At 26.4% G+C, this 26,578-nt stretch carries 26 protein-coding genes and 1 pseudogene; 14 read left to right on the top strand and 13 right to left on the bottom strand.

Going from position 1 to position 26,578, the window contains the following annotated elements:
• Positions 1–1,224 (bottom strand): PTS cellobiose transporter subunit IIC (celB, locus tag HNQ06_RS04710; protein WP_184107780.1); only part of this gene is annotated, 1,224 nt, incomplete at its 3' end.
• A gap of 284 nt (positions 1,225–1,508) precedes the next feature.
• Here celB and HNQ06_RS04715 point away from each other — a divergent pair.
• Genes HNQ06_RS04715 through HNQ06_RS04725 form a run of 3 tightly spaced genes read left to right on the top strand, consistent with a single transcriptional unit; the run spans position 1,509 to position 3,291 of the window.
• Positions 1,509–1,856 carry a PTS sugar transporter subunit IIA gene (locus HNQ06_RS04715; protein ID WP_184107781.1) on the top strand — a complete coding sequence of 116 codons (348 nt, stop codon included), beginning with the start codon at positions 1,509–1,511 and terminating at the stop codon, positions 1,854–1,856.
• Positions 1,857–1,864: 8 nt separating this feature from the next.
• On the top strand, positions 1,865–2,182 hold the full coding sequence (locus HNQ06_RS04720; RefSeq protein WP_184107782.1) for a PTS sugar transporter subunit IIB: 318 nt from the start codon (positions 1,865–1,867) through the stop codon (positions 2,180–2,182).
• 11 nt (positions 2,183–2,193) lie between these two features.
• Entirely contained in the window at positions 2,194–3,291 is a 1,098-nt protein-coding gene (locus tag HNQ06_RS04725; protein WP_184107783.1) for an alpha3-beta1 integrin-binding protein, read from the top strand.
• Positions 3,292–3,312: 21 nt separating this feature from the next.
• Here the strand turns inward: HNQ06_RS04725 and HNQ06_RS04730 are convergent, their stop codons facing one another.
• Entirely contained in the window at positions 3,313–3,936 is a 624-nt protein-coding gene (locus HNQ06_RS04730; protein WP_184107784.1) for a hypothetical protein, read from the bottom strand.
• A 159-nt stretch (positions 3,937–4,095) separates the two neighbouring features.
• On the opposite strand from HNQ06_RS04730, the gene HNQ06_RS04735 reads away from it, so the two are divergent.
• The 5 genes from HNQ06_RS04735 (at position 4,096) to HNQ06_RS04755 (ending at position 8,070) form a co-directional block, all read left to right on the top strand.
• Positions 4,096–5,133 (top strand): hypothetical protein, encoded by a 1,038-nt coding sequence (locus HNQ06_RS04735; protein WP_184107785.1) that lies wholly within the window; start codon positions 4,096–4,098, stop codon positions 5,131–5,133.
• Positions 5,134–5,254: 121 nt separating this feature from the next.
• Positions 5,255–6,166: a plasmid maintenance protein gene (locus HNQ06_RS04740; RefSeq protein WP_184107786.1), complete on the top strand. Its 912-nt coding sequence runs from the start codon at positions 5,255–5,257 to the stop codon at positions 6,164–6,166.
• A gap of 32 nt (positions 6,167–6,198) precedes the next feature.
• Positions 6,199–6,717 carry a DUF226 domain-containing protein gene (locus tag HNQ06_RS04745; protein ID WP_184107787.1) on the top strand — a complete coding sequence of 173 codons (519 nt, stop codon included), beginning with the start codon at positions 6,199–6,201 and terminating at the stop codon, positions 6,715–6,717.
• Entirely contained in the window at positions 6,693–7,454 is a 762-nt protein-coding gene (locus HNQ06_RS04750; RefSeq protein ID WP_184107788.1) for a ParA family protein, read from the top strand. Before HNQ06_RS04745 ends, HNQ06_RS04750 begins: the two co-directional genes overlap by 25 nt.
• A gap of 67 nt (positions 7,455–7,521) precedes the next feature.
• A complete protein-coding gene (locus HNQ06_RS04755) occupies positions 7,522–8,070 on the top strand; it encodes a chromosome replication/partitioning protein (RefSeq protein WP_184107789.1) in 549 nt (182 codons plus the stop codon).
• 287 nt (positions 8,071–8,357) lie between these two features.
• Here HNQ06_RS04755 and HNQ06_RS04760 read toward each other — a convergent pair whose 3' ends face one another.
• Positions 8,358–8,855, bottom strand: coding sequence for an oligopeptide permease-like protein (locus HNQ06_RS04760; protein WP_184107791.1), 498 nt, complete (start codon positions 8,853–8,855; stop codon positions 8,358–8,360).
• Between the two features lie 543 nt (positions 8,856–9,398).
• Between HNQ06_RS04760 and HNQ06_RS04765 the strand changes: the two genes are divergently transcribed.
• A complete protein-coding gene (locus HNQ06_RS04765; RefSeq protein ID WP_184107793.1) occupies positions 9,399–10,991 on the top strand; it encodes a peptide ABC transporter substrate-binding protein in 1,593 nt (530 codons plus the stop codon).
• Positions 10,992–11,319: 328 nt separating this feature from the next.
• On the opposite strand, the gene guaB is transcribed toward HNQ06_RS04765, so the two are convergent.
• Positions 11,320–12,534, bottom strand: a complete 1,215-nt coding sequence (gene guaB, locus HNQ06_RS04770; RefSeq protein ID WP_184107794.1) for an inosine-5'-monophosphate dehydrogenase — start codon at positions 12,532–12,534, stop codon at positions 11,320–11,322.
• A 24-nt stretch (positions 12,535–12,558) separates the two neighbouring features.
• Positions 12,559–14,094, bottom strand: coding sequence for a glutamine-hydrolyzing GMP synthase (gene guaA / locus HNQ06_RS04775; protein ID WP_184107814.1), 1,536 nt, complete (start codon positions 14,092–14,094; stop codon positions 12,559–12,561).
• Between the two features lie 254 nt (positions 14,095–14,348).
• Here guaA and ospC point away from each other — a divergent pair, with 254 nt between their 5' ends.
• Complete coding sequence (gene ospC, locus HNQ06_RS04780) at positions 14,349–14,981, top strand: outer surface protein OspC (protein WP_184107796.1); 633 nt, start codon at positions 14,349–14,351, stop codon at positions 14,979–14,981.
• A gap of 441 nt (positions 14,982–15,422) precedes the next feature.
• Here ospC and HNQ06_RS04785 read toward each other — a convergent pair whose 3' ends face one another.
• From HNQ06_RS04785 to HNQ06_RS04800, 4 genes are all read right to left on the bottom strand, one after another.
• A complete protein-coding gene (locus HNQ06_RS04785) occupies positions 15,423–16,778 on the bottom strand; it encodes an NCS2 family permease (protein WP_184107798.1) in 1,356 nt (451 codons plus the stop codon).
• A 107-nt stretch (positions 16,779–16,885) separates the two neighbouring features.
• The gene (locus HNQ06_RS04790) at positions 16,886–18,241 is read right to left on the bottom strand and encodes an NCS2 family permease (protein WP_184107800.1); all 1,356 of its coding nucleotides are present in this window, start codon (positions 18,239–18,241) and stop codon (positions 16,886–16,888) included.
• 53 nt (positions 18,242–18,294) lie between these two features.
• Positions 18,295–18,819, bottom strand: a complete 525-nt coding sequence (locus tag HNQ06_RS04795; protein ID WP_184107802.1) for a hypothetical protein — start codon at positions 18,817–18,819, stop codon at positions 18,295–18,297.
• The gene (locus tag HNQ06_RS04800) at positions 18,794–19,306 is read right to left on the bottom strand and encodes a hypothetical protein (protein ID WP_184107803.1); all 513 of its coding nucleotides are present in this window, start codon (positions 19,304–19,306) and stop codon (positions 18,794–18,796) included. The genes HNQ06_RS04795 and HNQ06_RS04800 overlap by 26 nt, the downstream gene beginning before the upstream one ends.
• Before the next feature lie 46 nt (positions 19,307–19,352).
• Here HNQ06_RS04800 and HNQ06_RS04805 point away from each other — a divergent pair, with 46 nt between their 5' ends.
• Positions 19,353–20,048, top strand: coding sequence for an ImmA/IrrE family metallo-endopeptidase (locus HNQ06_RS04805; protein WP_184107804.1), 696 nt, complete (start codon positions 19,353–19,355; stop codon positions 20,046–20,048).
• Between the two features lie 9 nt (positions 20,049–20,057).
• On the opposite strand, the gene HNQ06_RS04810 is transcribed toward HNQ06_RS04805, so the two are convergent.
• On the bottom strand, positions 20,058–20,609 hold the full coding sequence (locus HNQ06_RS04810; protein WP_184107805.1) for a hypothetical protein: 552 nt from the start codon (positions 20,607–20,609) through the stop codon (positions 20,058–20,060).
• 100 nt (positions 20,610–20,709) lie between these two features.
• Between HNQ06_RS04810 and HNQ06_RS04815 the strand changes: the two genes are divergently transcribed.
• From HNQ06_RS04815 to HNQ06_RS04825, 3 genes are all read left to right on the top strand, one after another.
• A complete protein-coding gene (locus tag HNQ06_RS04815; RefSeq protein WP_184107806.1) occupies positions 20,710–21,954 on the top strand; it encodes an ankyrin repeat domain-containing protein in 1,245 nt (414 codons plus the stop codon).
• A 285-nt stretch (positions 21,955–22,239) separates the two neighbouring features.
• Positions 22,240–23,868 carry a PTS transporter subunit EIIC gene (locus tag HNQ06_RS04820; RefSeq protein ID WP_184107807.1) on the top strand — a complete coding sequence of 543 codons (1,629 nt, stop codon included), beginning with the start codon at positions 22,240–22,242 and terminating at the stop codon, positions 23,866–23,868.
• A 90-nt stretch (positions 23,869–23,958) separates the two neighbouring features.
• On the top strand, positions 23,959–24,237 hold the full coding sequence (locus HNQ06_RS04825; protein ID WP_184107809.1) for an acylphosphatase: 279 nt from the start codon (positions 23,959–23,961) through the stop codon (positions 24,235–24,237).
• Here HNQ06_RS04825 and HNQ06_RS04830 read toward each other — a convergent pair.
• The 3 genes and pseudogenes from HNQ06_RS04830 to HNQ06_RS04840 form a co-directional block, all read right to left on the bottom strand.
• Complete coding sequence (locus HNQ06_RS04830; protein WP_184107811.1) at positions 24,221–24,667, bottom strand: hypothetical protein; 447 nt, start codon at positions 24,665–24,667, stop codon at positions 24,221–24,223. The two genes, HNQ06_RS04825 and HNQ06_RS04830, sit on opposite strands and share 17 nt — an antisense overlap.
• An 88-nt stretch (positions 24,668–24,755) precedes the next feature.
• Positions 24,756–26,105 (bottom strand): telomere resolvase ResT, encoded by a 1,350-nt coding sequence (resT, locus tag HNQ06_RS04835; protein ID WP_184107813.1) that lies wholly within the window; start codon positions 26,103–26,105, stop codon positions 24,756–24,758.
• 279 nt (positions 26,106–26,384) lie between these two features.
• A pseudogene (locus HNQ06_RS04840) lies at positions 26,385–26,578 on the bottom strand (PTS chitobiose transporter subunit IIC); the annotation flags it as partial.

Genomic DNA, 26,578 nt, shown 5'->3' on the forward strand with positions numbered 1-26,578 from the left:
CGCTTTAATATCAAGCCCCGTAGAAAAAAAAGCCGCAATAGGAGCAGGTGTTGTCCATGGAACCAGAGTTCTAACCCTTTCAATAATTCCAAAATTAGTAAGAGTATATGCAACAAGTATATTAAATACGGGAATAAGCAAAAAAGGAATACCTAATATAGGATTTAAAACTATTGGTGCTCCAAACATAATAGGCTCATTAATATTAAAAAGCCCAGGAGCAAATGAAAGCTTCCCTATAGCTTTTAGATGCTGAGATTTACTAAGCATCATAGCAATAGCAAGCCCTAAAGTTGCACCAGCGCCACCAATATATATAAACGAATCAAGAAATCCCCCCGCTAAAATATGAGGAAGTGGAAGATTGTCAGAAAGAGCCCTGATATTAGAATCAAGATTTGACAAAATTATGGGATTAAGCAGAGCAATAATAACATTGGTACCATGAAGACCACAAAACCATAATGTATGAACAATAAAAGAAATTGTTAAAGTCCCAACCAAAGTATCGCTAATTTGCAAAACAGGCCTAAACATATTCATAATTATTTCAGGGAAAAGGCTTCCCACAGAACTTTGAATAGCAATATTAACACCTTGCGCCACAATTGAAAGCACAATAACAGGAATTAAAGCTTCAAAAGATTTTAAAACAGCAGGCGGAACAGACTCTGGAAGCTTAATTGCCATATTTTTTTGAACTAAAAATTTATAAACTTCAACAGAAAAAATAGCAGCAATAATAGCCGTAAATACCCCTTGAGCACTAAAATATCTTGCATCAATTACAGGAAACCATGAATTAGGCTGAACTCCCCATTTAGCAACATCTCCACCGTAAGGTATCCAATCTGATTGCCCAGCTAAAATTAAAAATGTATAAAGAGATAAAAATCCCCCTGTAATCCCACTAAGTTTATAATGATTAGATAAGTTATAACCAATACCAAAAACAACAAATATAGACATAATGCCCATACTTACATAAAATGGCTGTACAAGATTTCCTTTATATTTAGCCATTAAATCAACATACCACTGTTGGTATAACAATGTTTGAGAATCTGTAAAAGGTAAATTAACTAAAAGTAAAATAAAAGAACCAACTATTAAAAAAGGCATAGAAAAAGTAAAGCCATCTCTTAGAGCAATTAAATATCTATTTGAACCAATTTTACTAGCAATAGGAACTAAAGTAGTTTCAATAAAATCTTGAAAATTCATGAAAACCATCCTCCAATAAAAACTAATTAAAAGTTATAATTAATAACTTATAATATTTATTATAATATAATTTATCCCTCAATAAAAACTAATTAAAAGTTATAATTAACGGCTTATAATATTTGTTATAATATAGTATAATTAATACTAATGATAATAAAACCTTATAAGATATATTTATAATAAAATTATTTATTTTAAATATATCTTATAATATAATTTTTATAAGATATATTAAACAATATTAATTATTGCTTTATAAATAAAAGGAGAATATTTTATACATGAATAAAAAAATATATAGCATAGAAGAATTAATAGATAAAATAAGCATGCCTGTTGTGGCTTACTCTGGTGAGGCTAAAAGCTTTCTAAGAGAAGCTTTGGAATATGCCAAAAACAAAGAATATGACAAAGCAGAGCTTACTATACAAGAAAGTAAAAAATCTATTGCAAAGGCCCATGAAGCACACAGAGAAATAATACATCAATCAGCCACTAATCCAAACTCTGTTAAAACGCCTTTTATTTTAATTCATGCTGAAGATCATTTAATGTCTGCAATTTCAGAATTAAGCATTTTTGAAGAATTAATAAACGTTTACAAAATAATAAATGAAATAAAAAACTAGGAGGAAATATGAACATACTACTTGTATGTGGAGCTGGAATGTCCACAAGTATGCTGGTACAAAGAATTGAAAAATATGCCAAATCAAAAAATATAAATGCAACAATTGAAGCTATTGCTGAAACACGTCTTAGCGAAGTTGTTGACCGTTTTGATGTTGTTTTACTTGCACCACAGTCAAGATTTAATAAAAAAAGACTTGAAGAAATCACAAAACCCAAAGGAATTCCAATCGAAATAATTAATACAATCGATTATGGAACAATGAATGGTGAAAAAGTATTACAACTTGCAATTAATGCATTTAATAATAAAAATTCTGTTTAAGGAGGGCTAAAATGAAAGAAATTGGAATATCCATATACCCTAATGTAAGCCCTAAAAATAAAATTATCGAATACATTGAGAAAAGTGCTCATTTTGGATTTACTCAAGTATTTACCTCTTTGCTCTATATTAACGGAAATGAATTTGACATATTCAAAGAATTACTTAGCATTGCAAATAAAAACGGAATGAAGCCCATTATTGATGTAAGTCCTGAAATTTTCAAAGAATTGAAAATCGATATTTCAAATCTTAGAAATTGTTCAAAACTAGATTATTTTAAAAAGCTTGGTGCTTGGGCAATTAGATTAGATAATACATTCACAGGCATTGAAGAATCATTAATGACTTTTAACGACGCTGATCTTAAGATTCAACTTAATATAAGCAATATAAATAAACATATTGATACAATAATGTATTTTAAGCCTAATATAAAAAATTTACTTGGGTGTCATAATTTTTATCCTCACAAATATACAGGACTTTCAAGAAATTTCTTTAAAGAAACAACAAAAATATTTAAACATTATTCAATCCCGACAGCTGCATTTATTAGTTCCAATAATGCAGAAGAATGCGCACGAGGAAAAGAAAAAGAAGGTGTTCCTACATTAGAATCACACAGATCTAAGGATATAGAGACCCAGGCAAAAGATCTTTTCAAAGAAGGAATAGACACAGTTCTAATTTCTAATTGTTTTCCAAGTGAAACAGAATTAAAAAAAGTATCAAAGGTAAACAGAAACATTTTAGAGCTCAAAGCAGACCTAAATCCAAATGCAACTTCAGTAGAAAAAGAAATAATCCTTGAAAATTTACATTTTAATAGAGGCGACATTAATTCCTATAGAATTCGATCAACTATGCCAAGAGTATACTACAATAATAAAAAATTTCCTGTACATTCCCCAAATGAAATTAAAAAAGGAGACATTCTAATAGACTCTTCAGAATACTTGGGTTATGCAGGAGAACTTCAAATAGCACTAAGAGATACCCCAAATAATGGCCTTGTAAACGTAGTTGGAAAAATAGCCAATGACGAAATATATCTGCTTGAAAAAATAGAACCTTGGGAAAAATTCAAAATAATAGAAAATAAATAAATGCCCTAATAAAAAGTTTGTTTATTGTAAAAATTTTTCAATTGCTTTAAGGACATAATAATAAACAGTAATGTAAGATTCTTTTAAACCAAAATTTTCAGAACTATCAAGAAAATATATAAATTCATTGGTAGAAGAATTAAGATCCTCAACATCATTTTTAAGTTCAAAATTTCGATTAATAGCCTTTATATCATCCAAATTAAAAATAATAGTGGCAAAATTCTGAATATTGCTATTAATGCTATTTTTAAAAGAATTTTTTTTGTTGAAACTATCAATAGCGCTAAATTCAGGTTCATTTAAATTAGCAATTTTTAATTTAAATTTACGATCAAAAAAAATACCAAAATCATAGGTTAATAAGCTTGCTTTTTTAGAACTTAAAGCCAATTTCATTATAATATTATTGCTAAATTTATCTAAAATAAAAAAATAAGAATAATAATTAATATCTTTAATAGAATCAAAGTAATTCTTAGTATGAATGCCGGTTTTAAATTTACCATCTCCTAACGATTCATATAAATCAATCTCAATTTTTATTACCTCATCCAAAGGTCTAATAAAAATTGAAGAAATGCTAGTATTGCATGAAAACAAAAAAACAATAAAGGAGAAAATAAAATTAAACTTTTTTTTCATCTAAAATTTCTTATTAAATATACTAAAATATATTAATATTAATGAAAAGCTTACATAAAAAGTATAACAAATTCTTCAATAATTAAAATAAAAAAGAATATAATTATTGCACTAGAATTAAATTTATACAGTTATATAGAATCACTTAAGGAACAAAAAATGAAATACCTTAAAAACATTTCCTTATTTTTGTTAATTTTAGGTTGCAAATCCATCCCAAATGGTAATTTCAATCTACATGATACAAACCATAAATTAGGAAAACTAAAATTTCAAGAAGACTCAATAATAAGCAGAAATTATAACAATAAAATATCTATTGTGGGGGTATATAATCCTCTAACAGAAAAAGAAAATTTTAAAGTAAATATTTACATCAAAAAAAAAGGATTACAAATAAATCCTGAAAGCATTTTGATAAATGAAGAAAAAATTAATTATTTAAAACATAAAGCAGAGCTCAAAGTAAAATCTAGCTTTAATAAAAGCATTATTAGTATTTCACTAACTAATTCAAGAGATCTATTAACCTACATTTACGATAAAAGCACGGGGAGATACATTAACATTGACTTTAAGGACAATTGGAACGTATCACATAGCATAAAACTTAATAAAGAATATATTTTAGCATATATAACAGATTTCGATAAAGAAATTAAAATATCTAAAAATATTTTGCAAAAACGTATTGATAATAGAAAAATTGAAATTGAAAAAACAGAGCTTAAAACAGAATATAATGAAATAGAGGATTATTACATCTACAGTATGAAAATTCCAAAATTATTTGAAAAATCAAACACCCCCTCAGAAACTTACGAAACATTTATTATAGCAAACTATTACCCCTGTGAAAATTTAAATATCCTGTTTTTGAATTTAAGCCTATACTCTGATCAATTGCGCTTTCTAAACTCTATTTATGATGAGAATGATAGAAAATTAAAAATTGAGCCTCCTGTGAGAGCTTTAAAGAATTCAAAAATAATAAAAGAAACATTAAATATAGTATTAAGTCCACAAAAAATAATAGAGCTGACAAAAAACATTGAAAAAGATATTACTTTAAAATTAAAATCTTATGGAAAAAAGGGAGAATTCACATTTGAAATATATAAACCACTTCTTTTAAAATTTTTAAAAGAAGTGGATCATTGCATAAAAAACTTGCAATCAAGTAGGCATAAATTTTAACTTATTGAATCTTACATATTTAATTGCAAATTTACTAATAAAACTTTACTTTTTTAAATAAGTGTATTATTATTAATTTCAGTGCTTAATGCAATAACAGATCAAACGATAGGAGCTTAAAATGTATCAAATAAAAACTAACAAGATGCCTTTTAATAAAGTAGTAGACCGAAGATTGAAAATATTTTGGGTTATCCAAAAACTAAGCGCCAACTACCTCATATCTAAAAAAAAATATTCTCTAAGCAATGTTGTAGCAATGACAAATTCTATATTGGAAAAAAAAGGATTCAAGAAAGTTACTAAAAGAACTATACAAAATGACATAAAAATTTTTGAAACTTTAGGATTAATTAAAAGTCATTTCAATCCACTTGGAAAAAACAATGGAAGTTTTACTTATTATACCATAAATAAAGCCCTTGAAAAATTATCTAAAAAAATTATCAGTACAGCATATTTTATTAATAAAAAAACAAAGCATGAGAAATTAAAAAATAAGCAAATAAAAAAATTTAAAATAATAGAAGAATCTCAAAAATATAAAATTTCACATCAAATAATTTCACATGTATTAAGTAATAAAATAAGTAAAAATTATAGGAATTCTAAATGTTATTTTAGAAAAAGAAATCAAAATCTAAACAAAACTATAAACTTCTTAGAAAAAGAGATCAAAAAAAAATCGAAAACAATAAATCTAGAAGAAATAAAAAAAATAACAGAAAACAGCATAACTTACAAGAATTCATTATGGAACTTGAAAGATTTTATGGAAGAGTTAAAAGAATACGAGGATAAAAAAATAATAAAATTCTTTAAAAAAGCTCTAGAAAAAAAGAAAAAAAAAATATGGTTCATGGCAAAAAAATTCAAAAACACAGACTTTGATGGACTAATAAAAGAATTCAAAATTGAAAATAAAACAGAAAGAAAAAAAAATTTTGAAAATGAAACCCAAATCAATACATCAAATAATATAAAAAATGCTATTGTATTAATGAAAACCCTAATAAAAAAACAAAGAATATGATAAAAGATTATAAAGTGAAATAGAAAAATCTAATGCAAAATAAAGAAACAAAAAAAAACTTTTTTAACAAAATTGAAAAATCAGAAAACAAAATTATTTATCATACTAAAATTTTTAGTATGATAAATAATTTTGAAGCAAAACCAAAAAAAGGGAAATTCTGGTTATGCCTAAGAAATGTATTTAACAACAAAAAACACGAAAGCTTTCATCTATTTTCAGTAAAAGAAAGTGATAAATTCTTAGGAATTTTTTATGGTTTTATAAACCTTCCAAAACCATTTGTTATAAATTACTCAGAAAAAGGAACAAAAAAAACCATAAGATTAAAAAAGATATTTTATACGGAGTTTAAATTCAAAAAAGGAAGCGTTTTCTGTTACTTAAGAAGCTTATACATATTAACCAAAATTAAAAATAAAAATAAAATTTTTTATAAATCTCTTTTAGAAAGAACTCTAAAAATCGAAGAAGAAATACATAAATTTTATAATAAAAAATATGAAAGTAATAAAGGAATATTAAATTGGATAAAAAAAAACCAAAAATAGTAACAATTGCATCAATAAAAGGAGGAGTGGGAAAAAGTACAACATCATTAATGTTTACAAACATACTCTCAAAAAAAAATAACAAAGTATTATTAATAGATTTAGATCCACAAGCAAGTAGTACAAGTTTTTATATTAATATCTTAAGAAAAAAAAATCTTAACCCAAAAGATATTAGTATATACAAAGTCCTCAAAAAAGAAATAGACATAGAAAATTCAACAATCAAAATAAATAATAACACAGATTTCATAGCAAGCCACATAAACTTGAGCAAATTTAATGAAGAAAGCATTTCATTAAAGGAAAATTTACTGAAAATTTTTTTAAGTTTTATCCAAAATAGATACGACTTTATCATAATGGATACTGCACCCACATTGGGAAGCTTGCTCAATAATAGTTTAATCATTACAGATTATTTAATTATACCTTTACCAACAGACCAGTGGGCAATTGAGAGTTTAGATTTAATAACTAGCAGACTTCATGATCTTTTTAGAAAGGATTTGCCGATATTTTATTTAATAACCAAATTTATCGAAAGACAAAATATTGATAAAGAACTTAAAAAATTCATTGAATGTGAATATAAGGGCAAATTTTTAGGAAGCGTTCCCAAAAGAGATAATTTGCGTAAAGCTATCTTTTACAGAGAAGAATTTAATACGAATGAGGATTATTATATAGCTTATGAAAATATACTTGAAAATTTTTTAAGTATACTTTCAAATTAGTTCCATATGGAACTTTTAGTTCCATATGGAACTAATTTGAAAGTATACAACGGAGTAAAGATAGACGATGAAATTAAATAAAAAAATAGAAATTATTAAAAGGGTTGAACTTAACAAAAATGAAATAAAAAAAAGTAGAGAATCTAGATACTTAAAATTAAAAGAAAAACTAAAAATTCTGATAAAAGAAGAATCTTACAATAAAATTGAAACAGCCCGAATTTTAAAAGAAATTAACGATAATAAATATTACGTTATAGATAAATATAAAAGTTTTAGTCATTTTATAAAAGATTATAATATGGCAAAAACTACCGTTTATAGATATATGAAATTGGCAATAGGAATTGATAGTGGTAAGATTGATTATGAACTAATTTTAAAAAAAGGAATATATTATGCTATACAACTTTTAGAAAATAATGGGATTATAAATACCTCAAAAAATATACTAAATAGTTCACTTAAGCTAAAAATCGAAGATGAAAAAAGCTTTAATTTTTATAAATTAAATACAAACTTTGTAAGTTTCTTACTAAAAGAGCTATATTATAATAATCAAAAACTACTTATAAATATTAAAAATAAATATGATAACTTAAAAGACAAAAAATAAAATTCCGTATTTAAAAAATAGCACTACATTCAAAAAATGTTTCAAAAACACTTTACAAAAAAATAAAATACTATATAATAATCTATATAGATTGAGATGCAATGTCTCGCTCTTGTTGTTTGATTAGAATAATAAGTTGGCTACCATAAGGTAGCCTTTGTCATTTTTGTAAATGATTAAAATAGGAATTATATACTGCAAGCCTATATATTGCTTATATCAATTCTATTTTGCAATGAAATTTTTAGTTTAAAATAAAAATAAAAAACTAATAAAGATTATAAAAATTAATTTTTATAATCTTTATTTTCAATTGATTCAACCATTACTAGAAAGTCCAAAATTTTATGTTTTTTCAAGCTTAAATCTTCCAATCCAATTCTAATTTTAACTTCCTTGTTCTTATAAGAAGCATCTTCTTCTTTGATCATCTTTTCTAAAACAGACTTGGGCAAAACAAATGAGGAATAATTAATCCAGTTACCAAAAAAATGATTGTTATCTCTCTTGTAGCTTACTTTTCCCTCAATTTTAGTTCCATCTTGTAGTAATAAAGGATTCTGCTCTGTTATACTATGGTTTCTAAACCTTGTATATAAAACTATTTTAGTTATTCCTGTTTTATAATTAAAAATACCTTTAAGTTCTGCATTTTTGTTTAAACTTTGGTATACTCTAAATGTTTTTCCAAATTGATCGTGCTCAACGTTTAAGGAAGCGCAAGATATTAATAGAAAAAATACCAACAATTTTAAAAATTTTAATTGATTTTGATATAATCTCATATCCCTCTCCTTTGATAAAAAAATTATAGATTAGTGAACATAATAATATATTTTTTATTAGATCATTGCAAACGATTTTTAATAAATTAATTTTTATTTCTTTAAATCATTATTTTAAAGGTTCTTGGTTGTTGCTTTTTCTAATATTACTTTTGCTAGAAATATATAAGAAATTCCTTGTAAAGAACTTTTATTGCCACAAAGGAAGTGTTAAATATGAAATTTAATTCTAATTTTTTAAAATTCAATATTAATTTATTTTTTTATTAAAAAATAATAAATCTAAATAAATCTAATTTACAAATAGATAAATAATGGAATTTAAAATTATTTTTTATATGTATAATAACTATTGGAAAGCAAATAATAAAAAATTAGAATCTTCTTAATATAAGATCAATTATTTTGCCTATGTAATGTAAAACATCAATTTTGTTTTAGAATAATTTAAGTGTTTTTAATAATGTTAATGTGAAATTATATTTCATATATAATAAAATATAGGCAAAATTTAAATATATAAAAACTTGTAAGGATGCTTGTATGAAAATATTGATAAAAAAGTTAAAATTTGTATTATTTCTCAATTTAATTTTACTTATTTCTTGTGTTAATGAGAGTAATGGAAAAAAATTGGTCTTTAAGCTAAATATCGGAAGTGAACCTGCTACTTTAGATGCTCAATTAATAAACGATACGGTTGGATCAGGGATTGTAAGCCAAATGTTTCTTGGCATTTTAGATGGAGATCCCAAAACTGGAGGATACAGACCAGGACTTGCTAAAAGTTGGGATATTTCTGATAACGGAGTAGTTTATACGTTTCATTTAAGAGATAATCTTGTTTGGAGCGATGGAATTGCCATTACTGCCGAGGGAATAAGAAAATCTTATCTTAGAATTTTAGATAAAGAAACTGGCTCATCTTTTGTTAATATGATTAAGTCCGTTATAAAAAATGCAGAAGAGTATTTTGACGGCAAAGTAAATGAGTCTGAACTTGGAATTAAGGCTCTTGATGAGAAAACTTTAGAAATAACGCTAAAATCCCCAAAGCCATATTTTCTTGATATGTTAGTGCATCAAACATTTATTCCTGTACCAGTGCACGTTATTGAAAAGTATGGGCAAAGGTGGACAGATCCTGAGAATATGGTTGTTAGTGGTCCTTTCAAATTAAAATCTAGAGTTTTAAATGAAAAAGTTGTTCTTGAGAAGAATAATAAATATTATAACTCCAAAGATGTTGTTCTTGACAGTGTCATATTTTTTGTAGCAGATAATAGCATTACAGCTTATAATATGTATTTAAATGATGAACTAGATGCAATTTTTAACAATGTTCCACCAGATTTGCTTAAGGATCTTAAGCTTAGAGACGATTATTATTCAATGGGGACTAATTCAACCTCTTTTTATTCTTTGAATATAAAAGTAAAACCGCTTGACAATGTTAAAGTTAGAAAGGCGTTGTCTCTTGCTATTGATAGAAAAACTTTAACAGAGAGCGTTCTCAATGATAGTTCTATTCCTACAAGAAGAGCAACTCCAGATTATATCGATTACTTTTATAAGAGCAATTTAAGTTTATTTGATGCTGAAATGGCAAAGAAGCTTTTGGCGGATGCAGGGTATCCCAACGGTAATAATTTCCCTTTACTAAAGGTAAAGTACAATACAAATGATCGCCAGAGAAAAATTGCTGAATTTATTCAAAATCAGTGGAAGAAAAACTTAAATATTAATGTCCAACTTGAAAATGAAGAATGGTCAACATATATAAATAGCAGGGTAAATGGCAATTATGAAATAATAAGGGCAGGCTGGTCAGGAGATTATGCTGATCCTATGACATTTTTAAGCATCTTTCAAACCGAAAATACAGCTTTTTCATCTTATGGATATTCAAATTCCGAATATAATGAACTTTTAATAAAATCAGATAATGAAAGAAATATTTTAAAAAGACAGGAAATTCTAAAAAAAGCAGAATCAATAATTATTGAAAGAGATTTTCCAGCCGTATTTCTTAATATAACTTCTTCTAGTTATCTTTTTAGAAATGACAAATGGAAAGGTTGGGAACCAAATATTTCAGAAAGATTTAATTTATCTGAAATAAAACCAATTAAATGATTTATATTTTATTTTTTCTTAACAATTAAAAAATTAATTGTTAAGAGCTTATAGTTAGATCTTTTGGTTTGGCTATAAACAAAAATAAGAAATGAATTCTTAGTCTAAGAATTCATTTCTTTAACTTAATTATTCTAGAGTTATTGTTTTTAAATGGAGCAAACATTAGTATATTAATGCTAGAAAAAGCATTACAAAAATAGATGACATTATTATGTTTTTCATTATTCTTTTCCTACCAAAATTGTCATTTCTTTAAAATAAGAATGCAATATTTTAATCTTTTAAAGAGGATAAGTTATTTAATTTGTCAAAAATTTTTCTATCTTTATGTCATGTTAAAAACATCATGAGGATGGGATTCTTTTAATGAAGAATGACTTATTTTTACAAACTTAGAATTTGTTTTTAAATCAGATATTCTGGACGCTCCTAAATAGCCCATTCCAGACATTAAACCACCTTTTAATTGAGTCAAAATATCTTTTAATTTTCCAGAATACGGCACCATACCCTCAATTCCTTCGGGGACTAATTTTTTAGGTTCGTTGTTTTCTAGTTGAAAATATCTTGATTTAGAGCCTCTTTTCATAGCAGAAACAGAGCCCATTCCAACGTAGGATTTGAATTTTTTCCCATTGTAAATTATTTCTTCCGAAGGAGATTCTTTTGTGCCTGCAAAGAGATTGCCTATCATTACGCTATCAGCTCCTGCTGCAATTGCTTTAACCACATCTCCTGAAAACCTAATTCCGCCATCTGCTATAATGCAAATATTTGTATTTTTACAAACCTCATAAACATCGTAGATTGCTGTTATTTGGGGAACTCCAACTCCTGCAACGATTCTTGTTGTGCATATGCTGCCCGGACCTATTCCTACTTTTAAACAATCTGCTCCTGCACTTATTAAATCTAATGCAGCCTCTTTAGTTACTATGTTGCCAGCAATAAGGTCTAAGTTTGGGTACTTGTTTTTAATTGTTTTGACAAGTTCTATTATTCTTGTAGAATGCCCATGGGCAGAGTCTATGACAAGTATATCTACATGTGCTTTTACAAGTTCTTCAACTCGTTCTATGGTATCAATATCAATAGAAACAGCAGCGCCTACTCTTAGCTTACTATTTAAATCTTTGCATACATTAGAAAAATCTTCTTTGTGTTCTACATTTTTGCATACATCGGATTTTTCTGGGTGTTTTTTTGCTGCAAGTATTTCGGGTTTTTGTTCATTTGCATCCCTATTGGTGTTAATAGTCTTTTGGAATTTATATGTTTTTACTTTTTCTACCTCTTTTCTTTGAGCTTCTATTGACATATTTTTATGTATAATCCCTATTCCACCTTCTTTAGCAATGGCTATTGCCATTTGGCTTTCTGTAACAGTATCCATTGCGGAGCTTAAAAATGGTATGTTTAGGGATATGTTTTTTGTCAATTGTGTTTTTAAGCTAACCTCACTAGGCAATACAGAAGATTTTCTTGGAATCAAAGACACATCGTCAAAAGTTAAAGCCTCTTTTATTATCTTATTTGTCATAAAGCTTCCTTTCTATTGTTTTTGTTATTCCCATTCTATGGTTGATGGGGGCTTAGAAGATATATCATAACAAACTCTATTTATGCCCCGAACTTCATTGATTATTCTTGAAGAAACTTTTTTTAAAAAACTATAAGGAAGTTCAGTCCATTCTGCAGTCATGAAGTCTTTTGTATTTACACATCTAATTACAGCTGTGTATTCGTATGTCCTTTGATCCCCCATTACGCCTACAGATTTGACAGGAAGCAATACAACAAATGCTTGTCTTATTTGATAATATAAATCATTTATAAAAAGCTCCTCTGTTAGAATATTGTCTGCTTCTTGTAAGATGTTTATCTTCTCTTGTGTTACTTCTCCAATTATTCTTATGGCTAGTCCTGGGCCTGGAAATGGATGCCTATAAAGAGATTCTTTTTTAATGCCTAAATTTATTCCGATTTGAATTATTTCATCTTTAAAAAATTCATTCAAAGGCTCTAAAAGTTTTAAACTCATCTTATCTGGGAGTCCCCCTACGTTGTGATGAGATTTGATTTTTGAAGAAGCGCTATCTTTTGATTTAGATTCAATTACATCAGAATAAATTGTTCCTTGAGCCAAATATTCTATATTTTTATCTTCTAGAGTAATTTTTTCAAAAACATCTACAAATTCTTTTCCTATTATTTTTCTCTTTTCTTCAGGATCACTTATATTTTTTAAATGGTTCAAGAATTTTGCAGAAGCATCAATGTATTTTATATTTAAATCATATTGATGCTTTAATTCTAGTATTTTTTTATCCTCATTTTTACGCAACAACCCGGTGTTTACAAAAACGCAGATCAAATTTTCGTTTATTGCCTTTTTTATAAGTAATGCACAAACTAAAGAGTCTGTACCACCAGAAAGCCCCAAAATAACCTTTTTGTTTCCCAATTTAAGCTTAATTTTTTCCACAATGGTTTCTATATTGTCTTTTAATGACCAATTAATTTGAGCTTGACAAATTTTAAAAACAAAATTTTTAAGTATTTGATCGCCAAATTCAGAATGAGTTACTTCTGGGTGGAATTGTAGCGCGTAAATTTTTTGAGTTTCATTTGATATAGAAGCAATACAATTTTTTGTAAAAGCCAATTGTTTAAAATTATCGGGAATCTTTTCAATACTGTCTCCATGACTCATAATAATTTGAAATTTGTTTGGGATTTCTGAAAATAAAAGAGATTTTTCATCTTTTATAAAGATTTCAGAGCTTCCATATTCTTGCTTAGAGTCTTTAGATACTAGGCCCCCAAATAATTTAACAATTATTTGCATTCCATAACATATGCCTAAAACAGGTACTTTTAAATTAAAAATTTCCATGTCCAAGGTAGGAGCTTCTTTTAAATAAACAGAAGCAGGTCCTCCACTTAATATTATTCCTGAGATGTTCATATTTTTAATTTCTTTTAAAGGGGTATAGTAAGGCATTACTTTTGTATAAACGCCAATTTCCCTAATTCTTCTTGCAATTAGTTGACTATATTGGGATCCAAAATCTAATACAAGTATTGCCCGGGCATTCATCATACAAGTCCTTAAAATAAATTAAAATTTTTCTTATTAAACATATTTCAATTAATTTTAACATATTTGGCTTTGCTTATGTCGATTTTAAAATCAAATTAAGATAATTTTTTCAATTTTTTCAGTAAGTAAATTTAAAAATTATTCAATTAGTAAAATTGAAAAAAAATTGAAAAAACACTTTTTTATATGAAAAAATTGAAAAATAAAATTATTGAACTAATAATTCATAAATAAAAAGGAGGCACAAATTAATGAAAAAGAATACATTAAGTGCAATATTGATGACTTTATTTTTATTTATATCTTGTAATAATTCAGGAAAAGATGGGAATGCATCAAATTCTGCTAACGAGTCTGCCAAAGGGCCTAATCTTACAGAAATAAGTAAAAAAATTACAGACTCTAATGCAGTTGTACTCGCTGTGAAAGAAGTTGAGACTTTGCTTTCATCTATAGATGAACTTGCTAAAGCTATTGGTAAAAAAATACATCAAAATAATGGTTTGGATACTCTAGCAGATAAGAATGGTTCATTGCTAGCAGGAGCCTATTCAATATCAACCTTAATAGCACAAAAATTAGATGGATTAACAATTACAGAGGACTTAAAGGAAAAAATTGAAAAGGCTAAGGAATGTTCCAAAGAATTTACTAAAAAACTAAAGGAGAGTCATTCAGATCTTGGTAAAGAGGGTGCTACTGATGCTCATTCAAAAGAAGCTATTTTAAAAACAAATTCAGCGGGCAAAACTAAGGGCGCTGATGAACTTGAAAAGCTATTTAAATCAGTAGAAAACTTGTCAAAAGCAGCTAAAGATTTACTAAATAATTCAGTTAAAGAGCTTACAAGTCCTGTTGCGACAGAAACTCCCAAAAAACCTTAGTTTAAGACCAATATTATAAGATTAATTTGTTTTAAAAAAGTAACTGGAAAAATAAAGTCAATATAAGCCAAGAAATCTTTCTTGGCTTTTATTTTTTTATTTTTCAAAACATTTCTTAATATTCATTTTAAGTAAGAATTAAATAATTTGAATTTTAAGTTGCTCTTCAAAGAATAAAACTTTTTTTAAAAAAACCTTAAATAAATTAAATTTAAGCATTCTAAATATAAATGAAACTGAGAGTTAATTATTAAAGGCTTAAGTACGTTTAAACAGTTTTGGCAAATTTTTAAATACAATAGTAGTTTATTTGGTTTTATGTGAGATTTTATAAAGGTCTTCAATAGATGAAATATTTTTGACAATAAACCCTTTTTTATGATCTATAATTCAGGTTTTTGAAATTACAAATTTTAAATTTTTTTTATAAATAGCAAATCGTCAATAAATATAAATAAATTTAATAATAAAAACTAGACACAGTATTATCATTACTGGAGAGATTTTATTTTTTTTATTTTCCAATAAATTAAGCATTAAGTTTATTAAAACATAAAATATTATCCCAATGCTTATTCCTGAAGAGATATTGTATGTTAAGGGAATTAAAAAAAGTATTAAAAAGCTGGAAATATTTTCTCTTATATTAGAGAAATTAATTTTTAATATTTCTCTGCACATTGAAAATCCTACATATATTAGTGCTGCAGCAGTTGCACTAGCAGGAACAGCAATAAATAATGGTGAAAGGAATATCGCAATAAAGAACATTATTCCCGTTACTATTGTTGTAAGTCCAGTTTTACCACCTTCTTCTATTCCTGTGCAACTTTCAATGTATGCGGTTACAGTTGAAACACCCATTACTGCTCCAACGGTAGTAGAAATAGCATCAATTAAAAATATTTTGCCAACATTAGGAATTTTTCCGTTTTTGTCTAACATATTCCCTTTTGCTGCTACTGCTATTAAAGTGCCCAAAGTATCAAATAAATCGTTAAACAATAATACCAATACAATTGTAATAAAACTCCAAAAATGTTTGCTTAATATGTAGGAAAAATCTAATTGATTAAATATTGGTCCAATAGATTCGAATCTTAAAATTCCATCTGGAAAACGTATTCCAGCGGCAACTGCACTTTCTGGATCAAAGATTGCATATATCCAGGATATAGTAGTAACTGAGCAAATTGCCCAAAGAATACTTCCTCGTACGTTTAATTGTTCAAAAATTACAATAAAAAATAATCCTAAAAATGTAAATAAAACTTTCAAATCAATAAATGATCCGATTCCAACCAATGTAGCATCATTTTTAATGATGATACCACCATTGACAAAGCCAATAAAAGCAATAAAAAGCCCTATTCCAACCGTAATAGAGTATTTTAAATTTACTGGTATGGAATTTGCAATACTTTCTCGAGCTCTTGATAAAGATAACACAATAAAGATTAGCCCTTCAATAAAAACAGCAGCCAATGCAACTTGCCAAGGAATATTCATTCCAATTACTACAGAAAATGCAAAAAATGCATTAAGCCCCATACCTGGCGCTAGTGAAATAGGCGTATTAGCATAAAGCCCCATTAATATACTAGAAAATGCTGATGTTAAACAAGTTGCGGTAACTAATGCACCAATTGGCATCCCTGTGCTAGATAATATTGCCGGATTAACAGCTATTATGTATGCCATACTCAAAAAAGTGGTAATACCCCCAATAATTTCCTTTTTATAATCGATGGTTTTATTCTTAAATTGAAATAATAATGTTTCTTTGGATTGATTCATTAAAAATTACTCCTCAAATTTTATTTTATATCAAAAATAAAACCAACGCTATTTATTAGATTCAATCTACTTTAAAATGTGGTGATAAATTAAATTTTGTGAAAATATTAATAACCATAAATGAATTTAATAATAAAAATTAAGCACAATATTAGCAGTATGGGAGAAATTTTAATCTTTTCTTTACTAAAAAAATTAAATGCTATATTTATTAAAATATAAAATGCTGCGCCAACAAAAAATCCTGAAGAAATACTATAGGTTAAAGGAATCAAAAAAAATATTAAAAAGCTAGAAATATTTTCTCTAATATTAAAGAAATCAATTTTAATTATTTCTCTGCACATTGAAAATCCTACATATATTAGTGCTGCAGCAGTTGCGCTAGCAGGAACAGCAACAAACAATGGCGCAAAAAAAACTGCAAATATAAATAATACTCCAGTTACAATTGAAGTAAGGCCCGTTTTTCCACCCTCGGCAATTCCTGTAAAACTTTCAATGTAAGTAGTAACAGTAGAAACTCCCATTATTGCTCCAAAAGTAGTAGCAATACCGTCTACCAATAATATTTTTTTTGCATTAGGAATTTTACCATTTTTATCCAACATGCCGCCTTTTGTTGTAACGCTTATTAAAATACCTACAGTATCAAATAAATCATTGAATAAGAGAATAAAAACTATTGATATAAAAGTCCAAAAATGTTCATTCAAAACATAAGAAAAATCCAATTGATTAAATATTGGGCCAATGGATTCAAATTTTAGAACTCCGTTGGGAAGATATATCCCAATAGATTGGGCGCCTTCTAAATTAAATATTGCATATATCCAGGCTGTAAGAGTAACTATACTAATTGCCCAAAGTATGCTTCCCCTTACATTTAATTTTTCAAAAATTGCAATCAAAAATAATCCCAAAAATGTAAATAAAACTTTCAGATCAACAAATGATCCAATTCCAACCAACGTCGCATCGTTTTTAATGACAATTCCTCCATTGACAAAGCCAATAAAAGCAATAAAAAGCCCTATTCCAACTGAAATAGAATGTTTTAGGTTTATTGGAATAGAATTTATAATTTGCTCTCTTACTCTTAAAAAGGATAAGAGAATAAAAATTAGTCCTTCAATAAAAACAGCAGCTAATGCAACTTGCCAAGGAATGTTCATGCCAATTACCACAGAAAATGCAAAAAACGCATTCAAGCTCATTCCAGAAGCTAATGCTAGAGGCGTATTAGTATAAATTCCCATTAATATGGTAGAAAATGCTGCTGTTAGGCAGGTTGCAGTAACTAGCGCACCAATTGGCATGCCTGTGTTAGATAGTATTGCTGGGTTAACAGCTATAATATATGACATACTCAAAAAAGTAGTAATGCCTGCTAAAATTTCCTTTTTGTAGTTGATATCACTGTTTTTAAATTGAAAAAATAAACCTTTTACATATTTTCCCATAAAACTTTCCTTTTTGTTGTTTAGAAATATTTTCAATAATAATTATTGACCTTTTAATTCTTTTTAAAGGGGTATTGAATCTTATTAAGCATATTGTTCTGAAGAAGAATATTTTCACTGTCAGGGAAGTTTGAAAATACAATAGTTTTAATAATCTTTTCAGAACTATTTGTAATTACAAATTTTCTAGCTTTAATAAGCTTTAAATAAGCTTTCAAAGAAATATCTTTTCCAACACTAAAAAAGGTTTGAAGATATTTACCATCAATTAGCTTATGACGATTAAATAGAAATAAAGCAATTATATCATTTTCAACTTTTAAAAATAAAGGTTCTTTGTACCTTAAATTCCAAGTATTAGAAACGGTAAAATAATGTCTTAAAGAAATTTTATTATTCTCTTGAAGCAACTTAATATATTTGGAATCTTTTTTTAATTCAGGAATACCATCAAAATAGATTGTAGAACAAGACAATGTTAAAAACATTAAATAAAAAAGTATTAAATCTTTTTTAAAAATTTTCAAGAAAGCCAATAATATATGAGTTTTTTTATAAAATTTTGTTTTTAAATGCATATTCTAAAGTATTTTTTGTATTCTTGAAATTAACATCAATAAATCTTGGATCATATTGCAAAGTGTCCTTAGTCCAAACCTGAAAAGAATCCTCATTAAATAAAAAGACTAGCTTTTTGTAAGGGGTTAAAGCTTTTGACATAAGAGTAAAATTATCTTTATCAAGATTAATGTACAAAAACTTAAAATTTCCAATACTAACTACCTTAGAAATGGCAATACTTCCAATATATTTATTGTCTTGAATTAATTTCAAACAACCTTTAGTAAAATTTAAATTTGAATCTAGCATAACATTTAAAAAAACAGTAAATTTATTGCTCGATTTATCTTTTTTAATGTAGATTTGACTGTCTGGATAAAAATAAAGAAAATAATCTGCTCTTTCAATTTTTTCAAAATTCTTTTCTAAATCTTCAGCAATATTTAAAATCTTGCAAGAAGAGCAAATAAAAACCATTAAAATCAAAAAAAAACTATATTTCATATTTAACTTATATTATACAATACAGAAAGGAGAGTATTTATATTAAATGAATGAAAACAAATTCAGCTCTTATATTGAAAATTCTAAAGTCTATTCGGATTATATAATATCAAAACATAAAATATTACTTATTCCTGTTCCTATAATAAAAATTGCTATGGAAGAAGATCTTAAAATTTTCGAAATAAGTTTTCAAGATAAGCATAAAGATTTTTCAGGCTATATTCAATTAAATGAAAAATCTTTATATATAAATGAAAACATGAGTCTTGAAAATAAAAGATTTGCAATAGCAAAACACTTGGGGCATTATTTGATGCATCAAGACCAAATTAAAAATCTATCTAAAATTGAAAATTGTTATAATGATATTCAAGATAGTCAAATGGTAACAGAAGCTAATATATTTGCAGCAAACATATTAGTTCCAACAACCACATTAAAATTAAAATTATCTCAATATAAATCTAAAGAATGCCCTCAAAAAACAATAGCAAAAGAATTTCAAGTAACTGAAAATATAATTTATTTAAAATTAAGCATACTTAATGATCTTAGCAAAATAGACAAAATAAAAAAGAGTAAAAAATTTTTAAAAATCAAAAACACAAAAGAAAAAATAGAAGCCAACATTTACCTCCATAGTACAGATAAAATTAAAGAATCAATAGCTCTTGATTTAGAAAAATATGAACTTGAAAAAAAGGAACGAATTAAAAAAATATTTGAGGATTTAGAATAAAAAGCTTGCTCAAGTTAAAAACTTTTTGAGTATATATTCCATCTTTGCATTGGTTAATACTAAATAATTTTTACTCTTAATAAGAGAATCTAAATGGTCTTTTGCAATTACAATCCAATACTTATTGTCCATAAATTTTTTAGTAGTTGGAAAATTTATTTTCAATGAAAAATTTTTCATAATTTTTTGTTTTTCAAGATAAGATAAAACTTCTGCCTTAAAAGATGCGCCTTGGGTCAAGCTATAAGCAATAAGTATTCTATATAATTTCTTATTATAAATAAAAAGGTCTTTGATAAAATTAATATTGCTATTGAAATTAGATTCATCAACGTAAATATAAGCACTATTTTTAGCATCACTCAAGCTTTCAAAATCAAATAAATGATGTAAATGCTCATAGTCTTTTATTTTAAAATTTGAAATCTTCAAATCAGGATAATTCATTAAAGATGATAAAACAGTTAAATTTATTTTATCTTTTTCCGGCATTTTAGACAAAGAAATCGTTGAACAACCATAAAACAATAAAAAATAAATGGGTCTTAAAAGCTTCTTCATTTAATGACTAATTGTATGCTTTTAGTAAAATAAAGTAAAGTAAATAAAAATATATAAATATTTTGATATAATTTAAAAATAAACTTTAAAAGGATGTAAAATGAGTTATTATGTGCTAAGCAAAATATTTTTATATTCTGGGTACCTTGTTATTGGATTTCTATCTTTTACAATTTTCAATAAAAACTTAAGAAATAAAATCAAAGATAAATTAAAAAATTTATACTTTTTATATTATTTAACTTTTTTTACTCTTTTTATTATTAGTTCAAATTTATCTTATTACTTCACTGAAAAACAATTGTTGGAAGAATTTAATATTTTTGAAAAAGAATTTCTTGAAATACATAAAATAAACGAACAATTTTTTCAAAAATATTTACTAAATTTTCCAGTACCAATAAGAATGGAATTGATGTCAAAATTTGATCCAATATATACAGTGTTTAATGCTAGTTTTGAGAAATATGCTAAAAACATTGGAAAAAGTCCTTATGAAATTCAAATAAATTATAAAAATTACGTCAGGGCAACAAATTCAGAAATTAAAGAAAAACTTGAACAAATGAAAGAAAATATTACTCCTATTTATAATAAATATAAATTACCTATTCTAAATGGAAAAAATACAGAAATAAGTATTGATGAAAATGGAAATATTATTCCTGTTATAAAAAATGCAAACGGACAAATAACAGAATTACTGTTTTACGATCAAAATTATAATTTAATCCCCTTTAAAAAATTTGGAAGCTATACAGTTAGATTTGATTTAATTCCAGAAAGTAAAAATATAAACTTCAAGGAACTAATAAATGTTTACTATCTTGATGAAAAAAATATTATCACTCCCATAGAATATTATAAAAATAATATAGATATTAGCCCTTATTACATAGACTTGCAAGAGAACAAAGATGATTTTCTTAAGGCAATAAAAACCAAAAAAGAATATGGTTTATACATTGAGAAAAAAAAACAACTACAAAATTTAACTGAAAATGATAAACTTAATGATTTTAAAGAATTTTTAGCAAAAAATAATAATATTTTTTCACTAAATACAATATTTTCCAACGGCAATCCAATATTTACTTATGCCATAAATGTAAAAGCAAAAAGTATTATAAATTATTTAATAACAAAAGAATTTAATATTAATTTAACAAATCAAAGTTCTCAAACAGCTCTTCATAATGCTATAATTCAAAAATATGATTTAAATTTTATTAAATCACTTATCGAAAAAGGAGCTAATCCAAATATCAGAGATGGCGACAATAAGCTACCTATAGATTACTCTGACAAAACTAGTGAAATCTATAAATATTTGATTGGAATTTAGCTTTGTATTAATTGATGATTAATTAGCATTGCAACAATATTTTAAACCAAATTGATCCGAGTTATTCCTAAATTTAATTTAAAATAATTGCAATGAAAACAATGATTACAACCAGCACTTTAATAATAAATGACATGAAATTCAATTGAAAATAATCTTTAATGTACTGCCATTTATTTAATACTGATATTTACAAGATTAAAAAATATTGTTAAGATATTAAGCGTATTATTCAAATTAATTATTTTAATTAATTAATTTGTACTTAATAAAAAGGGGAAAATTATGTCAACATCATCAGCATCTATATCTATATTTACAATATTACAAAAAATAGGAAAAGCCTTCATGCTTCCAATAGCACTTTTACCGGCAGCTGGAATTTTATTGGGAATTGGGGGAGCATTTACTAATGAAACAATGATTCAAGCTTATGGATTAGAAGAAGTCCTTGGAAAAGGAACTGTGGCTAACTCAATACTTTATCTTATGAAATATACAGGAGAAGTAATTTTTGCGAACCTGCCCTTAATGTTTGCAGCAGCAATTCCAATCGGACTTGCTAAAGTAGAAAAAGGAACAGCTGCTTTAGCGGGAGTAGTTGGATTTTTGGTTATGCATCAAACTATAAATGGAATCTTGTACATACAGGGAATCACACCAGAAAGCGCAAGCTTAAAAGCATTATTGGAATTAGGAATGCCTGAAACAGTTGCAACTGCAAAAAGCCAGGAATATACAAATGTACTTGGAATATTCTCTCTTCAAATGAGCGTAATGGGAGGTTTGGTAGCCGGATTTGTTGCCGTATTTCTTCATAATAGATTCCATAATATTCAATTGCCTACATTTTTAGCATTTTTTGGAGGTACAAGATTTGTGCCAATCATAACAACAATAACAATGTTTGTAGTAGGAATATTTTTAACATTTACTTGGCCTTTTATCCAAGGTGCAATGAATTCGTTTGGAAGAATTGTAGAACAATCCGGACTTTTTGGAACATTTGCATATGGAGCAATAAAAAGATCTTTAATTCCATTTGGACTTCACCATATATTTTATTTGCCATTTTGGCAAACAGCTGTTGGGGGAACATTGGAAATAAATGAAGAACTCATATCAGGAGCACAAAATATATTTTTCAAGCAACTTGCAGATCCCAATACTGTACACTTTGAAGTTGCAAAAGGAACAAGATTTTTTAGCGGAGAATTTGTTGTTATGATTTTTGGACTCCCCGGGGCTGCGCTTGCTATGTATCATACATCAAAACCTGAAAATAAAAAAAACGTAGCTTCATTGCTACTATCTGCTAGCTTTACATCAATGTTAACAGGAATCACAGAACCTCTTGAATTTGCATTCCTTTTTGCAGCACCAGCGCTTTATTACTTTATATATGTTCCTCTTTTTGGGTTGGCGTATCTTTTAACACACCTTTTAAACGTAGGAGTTGGACTAACATTTTCCGGAGGATTTATAGATATGTTCCTATTTGGAATACTTCAGGGGAACAGCAAAACAAATTGGATAGCAATTCCTATCTTGGGAATCTTCTACTTTATTGGATTTTACTTCATATTTAAATTTGCAATCATGAAATTCAATCTTAAAACAATAGGAAGAGAAGACGAAGAGATGGAACAAGATATGATGGGGTCAGAAAAAACAAACTTATCAGAAACCGCTTCCAAAGTATTAGAGGGTCTTGGGGGAAAAGACAATATTACATACATTGATGCATGTGCATCAAGACTAAGAGTTAATCTAAAACAAATAGAATTCATTAAATCAGACGCCTATTTCAAAAATCTAGGTGCTAGTGGGATATTAAAAAAAGGGAATAGTGTTCAAATTGTATTTGGAGGACTGTCCGATAATATAAAAATGGAAATCGACAAGCTTATGTAAAATTTTTAAAATATAATATAAAAACAGCTAATCCAATAGAAAAATTTTTAAATTTTTCTATTGGATAGATTTTATACAAAGAAGGTAATAATGTATAAACAACAATATTTTATTTCTGGCAAAGTACAAGGTGTTGGTTTTAGATTTTTCACAGAGCAAATAGCAAATAATATGAAACTAAAAGGATTTGTAAAAAATCTAAACGATGGAAGGGTAGAAATTGTAGCTTTCTTTAACACTAAAGAACAAATGAAAAAATTTGAAAAATTATTAAATGGGAATAAGTATGCAAACATAGAAAACATTGAAAAAATAATTTTAGATGAAAATTATCCTTTTCAATTTAATGATTTTAAAATTTATTATTAGCGCTTGCCTCTCGTTTAACAAGTACCTTAACTTTTTTATTTTTGGGCTTAATATTGCGCACATAAAAATTATTATTCTTAGAACAAAACACACTAGTTCTGAAAAAATGTTCAACTTTAAATTTCAAAAACTCTAAAGACTTTCTGTTTCTACAAAAAATATTCAAATTGCCATCAGAAAATTTAATATCAAGTCCACAATTACAACTTGTTTTTAAAAAACTACACGAAATAAAACTACCATTTGAACTACTCCTATTAAAAAGAATAAAATATTTTTTACCTCTTTTAGAATCTTTAAAATAAATTTTAAGCCAATCTCCTGCTGGCTTAACTGAAATCAACATATCATAAAGATAAGAAATGTAAATCGTTCTATTGTCATTAGATTTTAAAATTTTTTTAAAAAAATAATGGGGACCTATTTTCATATAAATTATATAATATCTTATTAATAAAATATTTCCTAATATTCCCCAAATGTATTGATAGTGCCTTAAAAATTTAAAAAAACAAAAACTATAGCTTATAATTAAAAATTATTGATAAGTATTCTGTAAGTTTTATATAGTTATAATTGTATCCATATGTAGCTTTAAAAGCTTTGCGAATTTTAACATTCAATCCTCTAACCATTGCCAAAGTTTCTAAATTATCCTTTAACATCAAATTTTTAATTACAATCAACGTTTTAATATAATTATCATCAAATATATGATGTTCTTTTATCAAACTTTCTAAACGATCCATTGTAAGAGTAGAATAAGTGGCTTTACGTCTAACATATGTATAAATTCTTTGATTAAGCAATGTTAATAAGTTGTTATCTGCCTTATCATCTAAATTATCTAAAACATACCGATTATAATGAAAGGCCGTTGTTATGTCGTTTGGCTCGTGCCCTAAAACCTTTGTTATCCAATAATTCATTTCCATGTTTTTGGGCGCAAATGCAAGATAAGAAAATTTACAATAAATGGCCCTGCAAAAATAAACAGACTCTTCGGGAGCAAAAATATTATTAAAAATTTGACGAAACAGTCTATTATAACTGTATGCAAGATTTGAAGAGATTGACTCTTTAGTAAGCTTCTCGGTCTGCTCCATATAGCGTATTTCTTTTATGGAATCAATTATTAATTCAGGATCTGCAAAAACTGGAAAAACAACTTCATTAACAATATTATTTTCTCGCTTTTTTGCAATAAACTCCATACGAATATGATTTTTATCTGCGATATAAAATTGAGAAAGCTTCATTACTTCAACAGGACGACGTCCTATTGCCATTAAAACTCCATAAAATTTCAATCTAATATCTCGGTTTTGATTTAGTAAAAGCTTAATTATTTCAATATAGGTATTTAAATTAATTTTAACAAATATCTGTTCTTTTCTATAACTATTAATTTTTTCAATTTTATATTTATGAGCATAATCATTTAACCATTTTGGAGTTACAAACAAATCTATAAAATATTGAAAATAAGGTTTCTCATTATTCATTTGATTAAAAAATATTAACTCTTCTATTTTTTTACGGTCCTTAATTCCTATATTTTTTAATTCTTTTATTTTTCTTGATTTCCAAAAAAATAAAAAAGTATTATCTCTTCTAATCTTTTCAATTACTGAAAGATTAATATATTCTTTAATTATTTTACGAGTTTTTGAAAGATTTAATATTATTGAACGATTTGTAAATTTATCTTTTCTAAAAAGAATAGCTTTGTGATTCTCTGCAAGAATTTTTATTTTTTCTTTCAATTTTAAATATGAAAGTTCATTATTGAGATATTTGTTATATAGAATTTCTAATTCTTTTCTAAATATTTCAAAATCATTTTTTATCTTCACTTTTGGAGGCATATTAATCTAATTATACCAAGTTTAAAATCTTTAGCTAAGTAAAAAATTTCTGATTTTTTAAAATATACTTATAAATTAAATTATACATATGTACTAGGCTGCACAATAAACCAAAGAAATATTCTATCCACACCGGGCATCTTTTTGTTAATTTAAAGCATAAAACAATAAAAATTTAAATTTTAATAAATTCTTTTATTTCCTAAAAAAGAGCTATTTATAAATAGCTCTCTGATATTTTTATCACAAGTTTTGCAACAGCAATTCCAAAAAAATTTCCTATTCTTTTTCCTGCAAAAGTAAGGCCTTATCATACGCTTTAATAAAAGGTAAATACATAAACACCGAAATAATCAATAATAATAAAACCAAAACAAACGCTTTAATATCAAGCCCCGTAGAAAAAAAAGCCGCAATAGGAGCAGGTGTTGTCCATGGAACCAGAGTTCTAACCCTTTCAATAATTCCAAAAT

Origin of the sequence: Borreliella lanei (assembly GCF_014205895.1) — a bacterium.
Taxonomy (GTDB): domain Bacteria; phylum Spirochaetota; class Spirochaetia; order Borreliales; family Borreliaceae; genus Borreliella; species Borreliella lanei.

Bases quoted from the DNA above. Each gene is read 5' to 3' on its own strand.
- HNQ06_RS04820 (WP_184107807.1), top strand. From the start codon at position 22,240: ATGTCAACATCATCAGCATCTATATCTATATTTACAATATTACAAAAA.
- HNQ06_RS04725 (WP_184107783.1), top strand. From the start codon at position 2,194: ATGAAAGAAATTGGAATATCCATATACCCTAATGTAAGCCCTAAAAAT.
- HNQ06_RS04810 (WP_184107805.1), bottom strand. From the start codon at position 20,609: ATGAAGAAGCTTTTAAGACCCATTTATTTTTTATTGTTTTATGGTTGT.
- guaA (WP_184107814.1), bottom strand. From the start codon at position 14,094: ATGAATGCCCGGGCAATACTTGTATTAGATTTTGGATCCCAATATAGT.
- HNQ06_RS04765 (WP_184107793.1), top strand. From the start codon at position 9,399: ATGAAAATATTGATAAAAAAGTTAAAATTTGTATTATTTCTCAATTTA.
- HNQ06_RS04715 (WP_184107781.1), top strand. From the start codon at position 1,509: ATGAATAAAAAAATATATAGCATAGAAGAATTAATAGATAAAATAAGC.
- HNQ06_RS04720 (WP_184107782.1), top strand. From the start codon at position 1,865: ATGAACATACTACTTGTATGTGGAGCTGGAATGTCCACAAGTATGCTG.
- HNQ06_RS04830 (WP_184107811.1), bottom strand. From the start codon at position 24,667: ATGAAAATAGGTCCCCATTATTTTTTTAAAAAAATTTTAAAATCTAAT.
- resT (WP_184107813.1), bottom strand. From the start codon at position 26,105: ATGCCTCCAAAAGTGAAGATAAAAAATGATTTTGAAATATTTAGAAAA.
- HNQ06_RS04735 (WP_184107785.1), top strand. From the start codon at position 4,096: ATGAAATACCTTAAAAACATTTCCTTATTTTTGTTAATTTTAGGTTGC.
- HNQ06_RS04800 (WP_184107803.1), bottom strand. From the start codon at position 19,306: ATGAAATATAGTTTTTTTTTGATTTTAATGGTTTTTATTTGCTCTTCT.
- HNQ06_RS04730 (WP_184107784.1), bottom strand. From the start codon at position 3,936: ATGAAAAAAAAGTTTAATTTTATTTTCTCCTTTATTGTTTTTTTGTTT.
- HNQ06_RS04790 (WP_184107800.1), bottom strand. From the start codon at position 18,241: ATGGGAAAATATGTAAAAGGTTTATTTTTTCAATTTAAAAACAGTGAT.
- HNQ06_RS04760 (WP_184107791.1), bottom strand. From the start codon at position 8,855: ATGAGATTATATCAAAATCAATTAAAATTTTTAAAATTGTTGGTATTT.
- HNQ06_RS04815 (WP_184107806.1), top strand. From the start codon at position 20,710: ATGAGTTATTATGTGCTAAGCAAAATATTTTTATATTCTGGGTACCTT.
- HNQ06_RS04745 (WP_184107787.1), top strand. From the start codon at position 6,199: ATGCAAAATAAAGAAACAAAAAAAAACTTTTTTAACAAAATTGAAAAA.
- HNQ06_RS04785 (WP_184107798.1), bottom strand. From the start codon at position 16,778: ATGAATCAATCCAAAGAAACATTATTATTTCAATTTAAGAATAAAACC.
- HNQ06_RS04795 (WP_184107802.1), bottom strand. From the start codon at position 18,819: ATGCATTTAAAAACAAAATTTTATAAAAAAACTCATATATTATTGGCT.
- ospC (WP_184107796.1), top strand. From the start codon at position 14,349: ATGAAAAAGAATACATTAAGTGCAATATTGATGACTTTATTTTTATTT.
- HNQ06_RS04805 (WP_184107804.1), top strand. From the start codon at position 19,353: ATGAATGAAAACAAATTCAGCTCTTATATTGAAAATTCTAAAGTCTAT.
- guaB (WP_184107794.1), bottom strand. From the start codon at position 12,534: ATGACAAATAAGATAATAAAAGAGGCTTTAACTTTTGACGATGTGTCT.
- HNQ06_RS04755 (WP_184107789.1), top strand. From the start codon at position 7,522: ATGAAATTAAATAAAAAAATAGAAATTATTAAAAGGGTTGAACTTAAC.
- HNQ06_RS04825 (WP_184107809.1), top strand. From the start codon at position 23,959: ATGTATAAACAACAATATTTTATTTCTGGCAAAGTACAAGGTGTTGGT.
- HNQ06_RS04740 (WP_184107786.1), top strand. From the start codon at position 5,255: ATGTATCAAATAAAAACTAACAAGATGCCTTTTAATAAAGTAGTAGAC.